At 36.8% G+C, this 13777-nt stretch carries 14 protein-coding genes; 8 read left to right on the top strand and 6 right to left on the bottom strand.

Going from position 1 to position 13777, the window contains the following annotated elements; translation table 11 throughout:
• Window positions 1-136 precede the first annotated feature (136 nt).
• From sapF to pspF, 6 genes are all read right to left on the bottom strand, one after another.
• Window positions 137-946, bottom strand: coding sequence for a putrescine export ABC transporter ATP-binding protein SapF (gene sapF / locus GWI59_RS01610; RefSeq protein WP_109847603.1), 810 nt, complete (start codon window positions 944-946; stop codon window positions 137-139).
• A complete protein-coding gene (gene sapD, locus GWI59_RS01605; RefSeq protein WP_072062539.1) occupies window positions 936-1937 on the bottom strand; it encodes a putrescine export ABC transporter ATP-binding protein SapD in 1002 nt (333 codons plus the stop codon). The genes sapF and sapD overlap by 11 nt, the downstream gene beginning before the upstream one ends.
• Window positions 1937-2830 carry a putrescine export ABC transporter permease SapC gene (sapC, locus tag GWI59_RS01600; RefSeq protein ID WP_109847602.1) on the bottom strand — a complete coding sequence of 298 codons (894 nt, stop codon included), beginning with the start codon at window positions 2828-2830 and terminating at the stop codon, window positions 1937-1939. Before sapC ends, sapD begins: the two co-directional genes overlap by 1 nt.
• Window positions 2817-3782, bottom strand: a complete 966-nt coding sequence (gene sapB, locus GWI59_RS01595; RefSeq protein WP_072062537.1) for a putrescine export ABC transporter permease SapB — start codon at window positions 3780-3782, stop codon at window positions 2817-2819. Before sapB ends, sapC begins: the two co-directional genes overlap by 14 nt.
• Before the next feature lie 3 nt (window positions 3783-3785).
• On the bottom strand, window positions 3786-5471 hold the full coding sequence (sapA, locus tag GWI59_RS01590; protein ID WP_006537018.1) for an ABC transporter substrate-binding protein SapA: 1686 nt from the start codon (window positions 5469-5471) through the stop codon (window positions 3786-3788).
• A 291-nt stretch (window positions 5472-5762) separates the two neighbouring features.
• Window positions 5763-6758, bottom strand: a complete 996-nt coding sequence (gene pspF, locus GWI59_RS01585) for a phage shock protein operon transcriptional activator (protein ID WP_161723855.1) — start codon at window positions 6756-6758, stop codon at window positions 5763-5765.
• Between the two features lie 214 nt (window positions 6759-6972).
• Here pspF and pspA point away from each other — a divergent pair, with 214 nt between their 5' ends.
• From pspA to tyrR, 8 genes are all read left to right on the top strand, one after another.
• Window positions 6973-7641: a phage shock protein PspA gene (pspA, locus tag GWI59_RS01580; protein WP_072062534.1), complete on the top strand. Its 669-nt coding sequence runs from the start codon at window positions 6973-6975 to the stop codon at window positions 7639-7641.
• A gap of 36 nt (window positions 7642-7677) precedes the next feature.
• Window positions 7678-7908, top strand: a complete 231-nt coding sequence (pspB, locus tag GWI59_RS01575; protein ID WP_006537012.1) for an envelope stress response membrane protein PspB — start codon at window positions 7678-7680, stop codon at window positions 7906-7908.
• Window positions 7908-8264, top strand: coding sequence for an envelope stress response membrane protein PspC (gene pspC, locus GWI59_RS01570; RefSeq protein WP_072062533.1), 357 nt, complete (start codon window positions 7908-7910; stop codon window positions 8262-8264). Before pspB ends, pspC begins: the two co-directional genes overlap by 1 nt.
• Window positions 8265-8383: 119 nt before the next feature.
• Window positions 8384-8638, top strand: a complete 255-nt coding sequence (locus tag GWI59_RS01565) for a peptide permease (RefSeq protein WP_157955972.1) — start codon at window positions 8384-8386, stop codon at window positions 8636-8638.
• Entirely contained in the window at window positions 8619-10013 is a 1395-nt protein-coding gene (locus tag GWI59_RS01560; protein WP_161723853.1) for a YcjX family protein, read from the top strand. The genes GWI59_RS01565 and GWI59_RS01560 overlap by 20 nt, the downstream gene beginning before the upstream one ends.
• Complete coding sequence (locus GWI59_RS01555) at window positions 10010-11053, top strand: YcjF family protein (RefSeq protein ID WP_072062531.1); 1044 nt, start codon at window positions 10010-10012, stop codon at window positions 11051-11053. Before GWI59_RS01560 ends, GWI59_RS01555 begins: the two co-directional genes overlap by 4 nt.
• 529 nt (window positions 11054-11582) lie before the next feature.
• On the top strand, window positions 11583-12002 hold the full coding sequence (locus GWI59_RS01550) for a hypothetical protein (RefSeq protein WP_161671566.1): 420 nt from the start codon (window positions 11583-11585) through the stop codon (window positions 12000-12002).
• 153 nt (window positions 12003-12155) lie between these two features.
• Complete coding sequence (tyrR, locus tag GWI59_RS01545; protein WP_109847597.1) at window positions 12156-13721, top strand: transcriptional regulator TyrR; 1566 nt, start codon at window positions 12156-12158, stop codon at window positions 13719-13721.
• Window positions 13722-13777 lie beyond the last annotated feature (56 nt).

Raw genomic sequence — 13777 nt, 5'->3', positions numbered from 1 at the left:
CACGCTTATTGTTAATAAACGTGGCTGATTCTACCACGACATTTGTAAATTTGTTTAATTTCCCTAGCACCTCCGAGGAGTTAAGGGAAAAGGGTGAAATAATGTGCAATCAACATTATGCTTATATTGTTTACACTTAAGTCAAATCTTGGCGCCAAGCTTCTGCTGTTAAGGCTTCACCAAAGTGACTTGCTACCAATCTTCGAGTAACTTCATGTAATGGTGATGCAAGGACTTCTGCCGTATTACCACGTTCAACAACTTCGCCATTATCCATCACAATGACTTTATCGCTAATATGTTTTGTCATGCCTAAGTTTTGTGTCACATAAATGTAGGCAATATCATGAGTTTCTTGCAGTTCTAACATCAAATTTATAATTTGTGAACGTAAAGACATATCTAGCGAAGCTATTGCCTCATCGGCAATAATGACTTGAGGTTGTAATATCAATGCTCGTGCAAGTGCAATTCGTTGGCGCTGACCTGATGCAAACATATGAGGATAATAATTTGCATGTTCAGGTAAAAGACCCACTTGACGTAATGTTTGATAAATTCGCTTCTCACGCTCAATAGCGCTTAATTCTGTATTTAGGCGTAAAGGTATCTCTAATGTTTGACCGATACGTTGGCGCGGGTTTAATGAGTTAGTGGGATCTTGAAATATCATTCTAATCCGCTGGCTACGATAAGGATAATCACCAAAAGTTAGTCGATGCCCATTAATAAAAATATCGCCACCTGTAGGCTCAGTTACTCCTGATAACATTCTCGCTAGTGTAGATTTACCTGAACCATTAGCGCCAATAATAGCTAAAGTTTGCTTGGGTTCTAGCGTAAAACTTACCGGTTTTACGGCTTCTAACTGCTGACGCCGAAATAATCCAGTACGATAGCGAAAAGTTTTTGATAAATTTTTTACCTCAAGCAGTTTATCGAACATCAGTTGGCTCCACATTTAACGGAAAATGACAAGCCACGGCATGGTTTTTAAATAAACGTAACCGAGGTGCTTCAATACATTGTCGTTGCGCATAAGGGCAACGAGGCCCTAGCCGACAACCTACAGGTAAATGCTCAAGAGAGGGAATTGCGCCCGGTAATGTATTTAAACGGCTTTTATGGGCTAATGAGTTGGTAAAATCGGGAATAGAGCGGATCAAAGCTTGAGTATAAGGATGATAAGGTGTGACTAATAACTCATCAGGAGATGCTGTTTCGACAGTTTGGCCACAATACATAACCGTAATTTTATTCGCTAATTTACTCATCCATTGCAAATCATGACTAATCAACAAAATGGTCATATTGTTGTTTTGATTGAGTCGAGTCAGCAAACGAAAGATTTGGGTTTGTGTTGCTGGCTCCATAGCGTTAGTAGGTTCATCCGCAATCAGTAATCGAGGCTGATTTGCAATAGCAATAGCAATCATCACTTTTTGGCATTCACCTTCAGTCAATTCATATGGGTAACTGCGCATAATGTCTTTATGATCTTTAATACCGACACGGTGTAATAGCTCAATTGCGCGACGTTTCCGCCAATGAAAGCGTTGCCACCAATGGCCTTTAAAAGTCCAGCGAGGAATTGCCTGTATAAGTTGTTGCTCAATTTTTGTAGCAGGATCAAGACAAGATTGTGGCTCTTGGAAAATCATTGAGATATTATGACCAATGACACGGCGTCGCGCTTTTGGTGATAATTTAAGTAAGTCGATATCATCAAAACGAAAACGATCGGCTGTCACACTGATATTATCTTTTGTTACGCCACAAATCGCTTTTGCAATTAAGCTTTTACCAGATCCCGATTCACCAACAAGGCCTCTTACTTCGCTTTCATTTAAGGTTATAGAAACACGATCTACCGCTTTTACTGGGCCATCTGGTGTCATAAATTCAATGGTTAAATTGCGTATATCTAATAAAGGCATTATTCCACTCCCTCATTTATAGCACGCTGTAAACCATCACCTAAAAGGTTTACCAGTAAAACGCTTATCATAATAGTGGCACCCGGAATTAAGACTGTCCAAGGAGCAACATAAATTAACTCTAAAGAATCACCTAGCATTGCTCCCCATTCTGGTGAAGGAAGTTGGGCTCCTAAATTGAGAAAACCTAATGCTGTAATATCAAGAATAGCAATTGAGAAGGCACGTGTTAATTCAGAAACTAATACAGGCGTAATATTAGGCAGTACGGTGTACCATAAAATAGAAATATTCGATGCGCCATCAAGACGAGAAGCAATAACATACTCTTTGTTTAATTCATCATTAACAGCAGAGTAAATCATTCTGACTAAACGAGGTAATAGTGCCAGCCAAATTGCTATCATTGCGTGACCAAGACTTGTTCCTACAAAAGCCACAACAATAATAGCAAGTAGTAAGGATGGAATTGATAACAGTGTGTCTAATATATGATTGAGAACGGCGGATTTTAAGCCGTGGGTCATACCTGCAAAACAGCCAATAATTAATCCCATTAATGTCGCTGCAAAAGTGACAATAAATGCACCACCAAAGGTCATGCTTGTACCAATTAAAATTCGGCTAAATACATCACGCCCTAAATCATCGGTACCAAAGAAATAGGAGACATTCCCGTTTTGATACCAAGATGGGGGAGTTAGTTGATGGCCAAAAAATTGTTGGTCGAGTGCATAAGGCGCAATATGAGGCCCTATAATACTGAGTACTAAGAGAAAAAGAACGCCATAAAACCCTATCATTGAAATAACGTCTTTAGAAAAACATTGCCAAATCACCGCGGCGGGTGAAGGTGTTTTTTTCTCTTTATAAAATTGGCTATCTAAAGGCATATCCCACCTTGTGTTTCATTGGGTTACTCATTGCGCCCACAATATCTGATAAAACGTTAACAATAATGACCATTGAACCCACCAACATTACACCAGCTGAAATAGCTGAGTAGTCTTGTTGGCGGATTGCTGTAACTAACCAACGACCAAGTCCAGGCCAGTTAAACACTATTTCCGTCACCATAGTTAGTGTCAGCATGGTGGAGAACTGTAAGCCTAATTTAGGAATGATAGGGGGTAAAGCATTATGAAGAATATGGCGACGAATAATTGTAAAACGTGAGAGACCTCGAGTTGCGGCTGCTTTCACGTAGTTCTCTGACATGATTTCTTCAGTACTGTTTCGCATTAATCGAATAACTTCAGTTGTTGGTGCAATAGCCAGAGTTATTACGGGTAAAATCAAATGCTGTAATACGTTAATGATCATTTGTTGGCGATAAGGTGAATCAGATAACCACGCATCAACTAATGCAATGCCTGTAATAGGTTGCAAGTTATAAAGCAAATCAATACGGCCTGAAACAGGTAGCCAGCCTAACTTTAGTGAGAAGAAAAGAGTTAACAGCAGTGCAAGCCCAAATACAGGCACAGAGAAACCTAAGAGCGCGAAATTACTGATAATAATATCGGCGGATTTATTACGCCAAACCCCCGCAATAATGCCAGCTGGAATACCTATAATCAGAGCGAAAAGAAAGGCTAAGGTACAAAGCTCCATGGTCGCTGGAAGTGCTTCTATCAATTGCAATTTGATAGGTTCACCATTGATAGAGGAAATACCAAAATCAAAATGGATCATATTATGGGCGTAAAAAAAGTAGGCATCAGTGAGTGATGCACCACTTAGTGGGGCATTTGGTGTGTAATAACTTAGGCTAAAGCTCACTAGCGACAAAAAGAACAGTGTCACAAGTAATAAAAGTAATCGACGTATTGAATAAATAATCATGGATTATTTTACAGCCTCTTTCTTGTGATTTTGTTCATCTACTTCTGCCTCTCGATAAACACCAGCAAAAGACGCATTGCCAAAAGTACTCAATACCAACCCTTTAATATCATAACGATATGCTTGCATACGTAAAGAGTTTGCTAAAGGCAACACAGGTAACTCTTGAGCAAGTATATCTTGAGCTTGATGATAATAATCCATTCTTGATGCAAGTTGCTGACTATAAAGTGCTTTTTTCAAAATTTCATCAAAGTTAGGTAAACACCAATGACTTAAGTTAGTTTGTGAGCCAATTGCTGCACAACTAAAGAGAGGGCGGAAAAAACTATCAGGATCGTTACTGTCAGTTGACCAACCAGATAAGGTCATATCATGGGTGCGATCCATCATACTCGTTTCTTGATATCGTCCTTCAATAGGACGAATATTCATTTGAATACCCACTTGCGCTAAGTCTGCTTGAATAAGTTCCGCCATTTTTAATGGGCTTGGGTTATAAGATTGTGAGGCGCTAGGTACCCAAAGATTTAATTTCAGCTCATCAAGGCCTAGCTCTTTAAGAATTTGTTTCGATTTTTCAGGATTGTATTCTGTAATTTTGGCTCTGTTATCATAAGCCCAAGATGCACGAGGAAGCACTGATGCTGCCGTTTCCGCCGTACCATAATAAATAGATTCCATTAAACGTTCGTTATTAATGGCATAAGCAATAGCCTGACGAACTTTAAGATCATTTAGTGGTGGCTTACTGGTGTTAAAGGCTAAATAAGCGATATTCATACCAGAACGCAACGTTAATCTTAGTCGCGGATCGTCACGCAATACTTTTAATTGACTAGCCGCAGGATAGGCTAAAACATCACACTCACCTGTTAATAGTTTAGATATGCGACCTGTACCTCCAGCCCCCATATCAATAACAACTTGTTGCATTTTAGGCTGGCCTTTCCAATAGTTTTCATTTCTGAATAAACGAACAAATTGGCCTGGTTGATATTCATCAAGAAAGAAAGGACCCGTACCTACTGGTTTCCAATCAAGTTGTGTCTGGTTGCCCGATTTTTCTAAGCTTTGTGCATATTCAGTGGAAAGAATAGGGGCGTAATGTGTTGCTAAATGCCACAGAAAAGAGGCGTCAGGCTCTTTTAGGCTAAATTCGACTGTGTATTGACCCAATTTTTTAATTGATTGGATATTGTCGGCAAAACTTAAGCTATCAAAATAGGGATATTTTCCACCATTAACTTGATTGAAAGGATTTTTGGGATTAATCATCCTTTCAAAACTAAAAATAACATCATCAGCGGTGAGTTTACGTGTTGGTGTAAACCAAGATGTTTGTTGAAAAGAGATATTTTTACGTAAATAAAAGCGGTATGTTGCGCCGTTATCTAATGTTTCCCATCGAGCTGCGATTTCAGGGATCAGGCGATAAGTGTAAGGGTCAACATCTAAAAGACGGTCATAGAGCTGGGCAGCCAGAGGATCAATAATTAATCCACTACTTGATAACTGTGGATTAAAGGTATTTACACTGCCATCAACACAATAAACAAAACCATTTTGATTAATTGGAGTTGGCTCAAGCGTTATAGATGGTGCTTGTGTTTTTGGTGCTACATCCGCGATACAAGTTGCGCTTGTAAAGGTAAATAGCAAAGTACCAATAAATAAAATAGGGCGCATAAATAATGTCTTTTAGAGAAACGATTTTGCTATTGTAACTTAAAAAACTTTCTATCCCAAAATAGTCAAAAAAAACAAAGTGAGAAAAATTCTCAATAAAATGCTTTACAAATGCTAATGATAAAGATTATCATCCGTATTGTCCTTCGGCGGTAAGAGGTTTTCCGCAGAGGGAACGACATTGCTCACATTGCTTCCAGTATTTTTTTACTAGCCAGCTCGGGTGCTGGCTTTTTTTTTGCCTATTGTTTATAGAGTTTTCTTGCAATTAAAAACATCTATATCAATAGATTAAGTTGTTATTTGATGTTTCTTAATTAGCCCTCTAAATTGATCGTAGCTTAATGATAACTTTTCAGCCGCCTCTTTCTGGTTATATAAGCTCTCTTTTAATGCATTATTAACTAATTTTTTTTCCGCCTCATTTTGCCATTGGCGTAAATCCAACGGTAATGTAGGGAGTGAAAAATTTTCTTGAGACGATTTCTTTAATTCGGATTTTTTTGACGTTTGAATACCAGCAAAGGGATCAATAATGATATTGTTGAGTACGCTATCACTAGTTCCATGACGATAAACTGAGCGTTCAACAACATTTTTAAGCTCACGAATATTACCTGGCCATGAATAATCTAAAAGTACTTGGCGTGCACTATCACTGAAACCAGGAAAAAAAGGTAAACTTAACTCTTGGCACATTGAGATAGCGAAATTTTCAGCAAGTAACATAATATCTGCGCGTCGCTCTCTTAATGGAGGGAGTCTAATTACATCAAACGCTAATCTATCCAGTAAATCAGCACGAAATTTACCTTCTTCCGCCATTGCTGGTAAATCAGCATTTGTCGCGCAAATCAACCTAACATCAACATGCAGAGATTGACTACCTCCAACGCGCTCTAAATGACCATACTCAATGACACGTAAAAGCTTTTCTTGTACAAGCATGGGAGCAGTCGCCAGTTCATCAAGAAAAAGAGAACCTCCATCCGCACGTTCAAAACGCCCTTGATGACGATTTTTAGCGCCAGTAAAAGCGCCTGCTTCATGACCAAACAGCTCAGAATCGAGTAAATTATCATTGAGTGCAGAACAGTTGATTGAAATGAAAGGCCCTTGCCACCAAGGTGCAAGGTAGTGTAATCGATGGGCAATCAACTCTTTACCTGTACCTCGTTCACCAATAATTAATACAGGCTTTTTTAATTGAGCAAGTGCTGAAGTTTGTTCTAATACATCAATAAATTGACTATCAACGCCGATTATTGTCTCTAAATTCTCATTCATTGGTTAAATTCACCATATTGAGGTATTTTTTGCCAGTTTATCAGGTGTTCGAAAAATAGGCGAATAATATAAGTCACCTATTATTAATAGCTTAAGTAATTTTTAAAAGTTGGCACGCAAATTGTATTAACTAAAGTATGCGGGCGTTACGATAGTACGCCATTATTGAAATAATTTAACGTCACTAATTAGCATAGCTATTAAGGATAACATCATGGGTATATTTTCACGTTTTGCTGACATAATTAATGCCAATATCGCTTCTTTATTAGATAAAGCGGAAGATCCTGAAAAAATGATCCGCCTAATGATCCAAGAGATGGAAGATATGTTAGTTGAGATCCGTACAACTTCAGCACGTACTTTAGCTGAAAAGAAAGGATTAGAGCGCCGTATCGAACAAGCTGAAAAACAGATGAAAGATTGGCAGGATAAAGCAGAATTAGCTCTTATTAAGGAAAAAGAAGATTTAGCTCGTGCGGCATTAATCGAAAAACAACGTGTAGCATCAGTTAATGATACATTGAAACATGAACTGATTATCATTGATGAAACGCTAACTCGCTTAAAAGGTGAAATTAGCGAGTTAGAAAATAAGCTAACTGAAACTCGTGCAAAACAGCAGTCTTTAGTTGTGCGTCATCAAGCTGCAAACTCATCTCGCCAAGTTCGTCGTCAATTAGACAGTGGTAAAATGGATGCAGCAATGGCACGTTTTGAACAGTTTGAACGCCGTATTGATCATATGGAAGGTGAGGCTCAAAGTTACGGGCTAGGTAAAGAAAAATCATTAGACCAACAGTTTGCTGAATTAAAAGCTGATGATGAAATTAGCGCGCAATTAGCGGCATTAAAAGCTAAAATCAATATCAACAAAGAGTAACAGCAAACGTAATAACCATCTTATAAAGGATATGTAATGGGCTATATATTTCTGGGAATACCACTGACCATTTTTATTTTGTTTATTCTCCCTATCTGGCTGTGGTTACATTACAACAGCCAGAAAGGCGGAGGTAATGTTCAGCTAACCCAACAAGAAATGCAGCGACTGAACGCGCTGGTGGATAAGGCTCAGCAAATGCAGGAGCGCATTAAGACGTTAGAACAAATACTTGATGCAGAACATCCTAACTGGAGGCAATCATAATGACGATGCAGAGCAAACAATTGTATCGCTTGCCACAAGAGGGCGTGATCCGTGGCGTATGCGCAGGCCTAGCCCATTATTTTAATATTCCTGTTTTACTTGTCAGGGTTATTGCGGTGATTGCGCTGTTTGCTGGTTTTTTCGGTTTAACTATTATTGCTTATCTTGTCTTAAGTTTCTTTATGGAGCCAGCCCCTGCTAATTATCAGCAAGGCGAAGATCAGCAAGAGAGCTTAAAAGAAATTTTAAGCGGAGTAGATAACCAATTGATGCAAGGCGAAAAACGTCTGCAACAAATGGAACGCTATATTACCTCTTCCACTTATCAGTTAAATAAACGCTTTCGAGATTTGTAATATTTTTGCCATTTAATCTGATAAGACGCTCCATTTTAGGAGCGTCTTTCTTTCAGCCTATTTATCTTTTTCAACGCTTGTATTGTGAGAGAGTAAAATTTCTGATTGAGGAGTGTATTGTGAATTTCAATCAAGTATTCGTTTCTTTAAAAACAAATAAACTCGCCCAATTAGCCAAAAAAGGGTTAACATTTGGATTAATGTTATTCACTTTATTTGGACCAGCAGCAATCACAGGCGGAATATTAAAACGAGTAAGTAGTAAACCGTTACGTTGGTTGGTTCTATTGATAGCTGAACCTATTATCAAAGCAGGTTTTAATAAGCTATCGCGTCAAGTGTCTTGGGAGAAACATGAAACGCCTACAAAATGAACTTACAGCTTTTATTAATCGTGGTGTTGATAGACATCTTCGTTTGGCCGTAACCGGATTAAGTCGAAGTGGTAAAACAGCATTTATTACCTCTTTAGTTAATCAACTTATTAATGTACATACAGGCGCGCGTTTACCGCTGTTTTCGGCTGCACGAAATAAACAGCTACTAGGTGTAAAACGTATTCCTCAACACAATTTTAATATTCCACGTTTTACTTATGATGAGGGAATGGAATCTCTTTATCATACCCCTCCAAGTTGGCCAGTTCCTACAAAAAGGGTTAGTGAAATTCGTTTACAACTACGTTACCGCTCTAATGAATCGTTAACTCGTTTTATAAAAGAAACCTCTTCTCTTTATTTAGAAATTGTTGATTACCCTGGTGAATGGCTATTAGATTTACCTATGCTTGAGCAAGACTATTTTGAATGGTCAGAGCAAATGAATAAGATCAATCGACAAAGAACGTCACCAGAACAACATTGGCAATTACTCCTTAAAAAATGTGATCCTTTTGCGCCAGCGGATGAAACATTATTAGCTGATATTGCCTCCGCTTACACTGACTATTTATTAGCATGTAAAGAAGAGGGGCTTCATTTTATTCAGCCAGGGCGTTTTGTATTACCCGGTGAATTAGCTGGAGCACCTGTTTTACAGTTTTTCCCATGGGCTGATTTACAAAAATACGATATTGCTAAATTAAAGAACGCAGATAAACGTACTAATATTGGTATGCTAAAACAGCGCTATGAATATTATGGACAGCATGTTGTAAAAGGTTTTTATCGTGATCATTTCCAAGGATTTGATAGACAAATTGTTTTAGTTGATTGTTTACAACCTTTAAATCAAGGTGCAGATGTTTTTAATGATATGCGCCAAGCATTAACACAATTAATGCGCAGTTTTCATTATGGAAAAAGAACCTTACTTAGACGCTTATTTTCACCTTGTATCGATAAACTTCTATTTGCAGCCACAAAAGCCGACCATATCACGGTTGACCAACATGAAAATTTAGTGTCATTGCTTCAACAGCTTATTCAAGATGCTAAACAAAATGCTATTTTTGAAGGGATCAGCATTGATTGTATGGGACTCGCTTCTATTGCGGCAACTGAAAGCGGAATAGTTGATCATCATGGCGAAAAAATACCAGCCTTAAAAGGTTTTCGCTTAAGTGATAACACACCATTGGTGTATTTCCCTGGTGAGGTTCCTAAGCGATTACCTGAAAAAGCATTTTGGGAAAAGCAGGGGTTTAGTTTCGAATCTTTTAGACCTCAGCAAATATCAAGAGATAGTGCGATTCCTCATATTCGCATGGATAGTGCAATGGAATTCTTGTTAGGGGATAAATTAAAATGAATGAGCCATTAAAATCGCGAATTGATTTTAAAGAGCCCATACTTCAAGAAGAAGTCACCTTAAAAAAAGGTGTTGGCTTTAATGAAAATGAGCAATTTTTGCCTATTGATCCACAATTGGATGAGGAGAATGAAGGGCAATTAGAAGGCGATGTTCAATCAATTTTAAAACCGAAAAAAAGTGTCTGGAAACGTTTATTAACGATCGCGAGTACCATTTTAGGAATTAGTGTTATTGCTCAAACTGGACAATGGATTTTCAACTCATGGATAAATTCTGACTGGATTGCGTTGGGTGCGGCAAGTGCAGGTGGATTAATTGTTGCTGCTGGCATTGGATCACTTATCACAGAGTGGCGCCGTATTTATCGTTTACGCCAACGCGCTGATGAAAGAGATAAAGCAAAAGAATTACTTTATAGCCATGCAATGGGAAATGGCAGGCCATTTTGTGAAAAACTCGCTAAACAAGCAGGTATTAGCTCACAACATCCGGCATTAATTCGCTGGCAAAGTGCATTACATGACACACATAATGACAAAGAAGTATTAGAACTTTATAGTCAACTTGTTCAACCAATTTTGGATAAACAAGCAAGAGCTGAAATTAGTCGTTCTGCTGCGGAGTCAACTTTAATGATCGCTGTCAGTCCACTGGCAATGGTTGATATGGCCTTTATTGGTTGGCGCAATATTCGTTTAATTAATCGTATTGCCGAAATTTACGGTATCGAGTTAGGTTACTATAGTCGTTTAAAACTATTTCGTCTTGTTTTGGTCAATATTGCATTTGCTGGTGCGACGGAGCTGGTTAGAGAAGTCGGAATGGACTGGCTTTCACAAGATCTTGCAGCACGGTTATCAACAAGAGCTGCTCAAGGTATTGGTGCTGGGTTATTAACTGCACGATTAGGAATAAAGGCAATGGAGTTATGCCGTCCTTTACCATGGATTGATGATAATAAACCTAAACTAGGCGATTTTAGAAAAGAGTTAATTGGGAAATTAAAAAATACCATTGGTAATAAAAAGAAAGAGTAAATCATTATTTAACCTTTCTATTCTTTTAAATAAAAACCGTAGAAGTTATTCTGCGGTTTTTTTATATAAATATTAACAACGTGTTGTTTATATAAAATAACCATACCGATAAAGAAAAAGAAATATTGTTATTAAAATAATAAACTGAATGCTATAAAGTAATTTTAATTCCTTATTACCAAAGATGTTATTATTTTAAAATGAAACTATCGTGATAAGAAATTTTTAAAATAGTCGATTCTTTAAAGGAATAAGACTGTTATAACTACTTGTATATAAAGATTAATATCTGTTTCTTTAGCGACATATTTATGCTTTTAATCACAGTATTTCTTTTTTGATAGAAAATAGTATTGATTTTAGTGTAATAAATAGCGTTAAATATCACCCCAAGGTAATTGTTATAGTTTTTTTGATATCTTTTAATATGCTTATTTTTTGATTAATTTACTAATCAAAAAATAGTGATGGATTTCATTTGTAAAAAATATAAGAAGTGACTAAATAATATTTATAACAAGGTTAAAAAATGAAAGAAATACAAATATCAGTAATAAAGAAACTCTCTAAACCAAGACGTAAACTTTATCTGAGTTCGGCATTTAATATCTCAAATATTGATAACCAACTCAGCATTTTAATCCCTATTCTTAGTGAGACGATTAGTGAGATTAAAAAGAGACAATATCAAAAGCAATCTAAGCCATTTCGAATAAAAAAGGCATCCCAATTTTTTGAATATTTAGCTGAGTCAGATAAGAAAGAAAGGGCAATAAATGCATTAGAGTTTTTACTTTTTTGTTTTGATAATGGATGTAGAATCATCAAAAAAGTGATTAGTCAAGAATTAAGTCCTTTGGTGAAAGATGTCGAATATCTTATCGATTTTGAATTGAAAAAAATAATAAGAACCCCTTCTTTTTCGTTATTTGATTTTTTTAAGACATAAATAATCAGGGTTAAAAATCAAAAAATTAATTTAATTGTGTAAAAATAAATGCTAGTAGTGTCAACCTTTGCTGACAAGCCTCTTTATTTCGTTGATATTTATGTATAATATCTAGAATTAGTTCAGGGTCACTCAGTATTAAGAAGGTTCATAATGCGTTTAGAGGTCACTTGTAAAGATCGCATCGGGTTAACCCGTGAATTATTAGATCTGCTGGTATTAAAAAATATAGATTTACGTGGAATTGAAATATTCCCAATAGGTCTGATTTACCTGAATTTTTCACAGATTGATTTTGATATTTTTCAGCCGTTAATGGCTGAAATCCGTAGAATAGACGGTGTTATTGATGTACGTACGGTTGCATTTATGCCTTCTGAGCAAGAACATCGTGCAATTTGGACATTATTAGAATCTGTACCAGTACCTGTTTTTTCTATAGATACAAAAGGTAAGGTTAAATTACTAAATCCCGCAACGAGACTACTGTTTGGTTTATCTCCAGATGATAATTCTGAGAAAACCTTTAACCAATTGATCCCAAATTTTAATATCCATCGTTTTTTAGAGCAAAAAGAGCATTTTATTCAGATGGTGCCTATCACGCTGAAAAAACAAGATTTTGAAATGGAAATTGTCCCAATAAAACTCACGGATGATAATCAATATAATCATTGTGTTGGCGCTTTTGTTTTGTTGAAATACCATTCTATTATTTATGATCACCCTAAATTAATGGCTAATGATCAAAGTGGTTTTGACCAAATTATTGCTGTAACACCTAAAATGAAGCAGCTTATTTCTCGCGCAAAGAAAATGGCAATAATGGATGCTCCATTGTTATTAGTGGGGGAAACTGGTACAGGAAAGGATTTATTGGCAAAAGCCTGCCATTTATTAAGTAACCGTTTAAGGTATCCATTTCTTGGCTTAAATTGTGCTTCAATGCCTGATGATGTTGTTGAAAGTGAGTTATTTGGCTATGCTCCGGGTGCTTATCCTAATGCCATTGAAGGGAAAAAGGGCTTTTTTGAGCAAGCCAATGGTGGTACTGTTTTACTAGATGAAATTGGTGAAATGTCGCCACAAATGCAGATCAAACTTCTACGTTTTTTAAATGATGGAACGTTCCGTAGAGTGGGTGAAGAAGACGAAGTTAATGTAAATGTGCGTATTATTTGTGCTACTCAGAAAAATTTGTGGGAATTAGTGCAAAAGGGGTTGTTTAGAGAAGATCTCTATTATCGATTGAATGTATTAACATTAATATTACCGCCATTAAGGGAAAGAAAGGACGATATAATTCCTTTGGCAACTCATTTTATTAATCAGTACTGCCAAGAACAAAAAATAGGTGTACCATCTATTTCTGCTGATTTCTCCAATTATTTAATACAATATTCTTGGCCTGGTAATATTCGCCAATTGCGTAATACTGTTTATCAAGCAATGGCACAGTTAGCTGGAAATACATTGCGTGCTCAAGATATTACGTTACCAGAGCATACGGATGAAACATTATTTGATGAGAACCTATTAGAAGGTTCGTTGGATGAGATGACAAAACGTTTTGAAGCTTCTATTTTAGCACGTTTATACCATGATTATCCAAGTACACGTAAGTTAGCGAAACGCTTAGGTATTTCTCATACTGCTATTGCGAATAAACTCAGAGAATATAATCTTACGAATAAAAAGAGTGATAAGCCTGAAGACTAATGGAGTAATAAGATTTTGTGCATAATAAAAAATAGACGAGCATAATACTCGTCTAT

The sequence above is a fragment of the Proteus sp. G2673 genome (assembly GCF_009915125.1).
GTDB classification, from domain to species: Bacteria; Pseudomonadota; Gammaproteobacteria; order Enterobacterales; family Enterobacteriaceae; genus Proteus; species Proteus penneri.
This window is presented reverse-complemented; position numbering and strand designations above follow the sequence as displayed.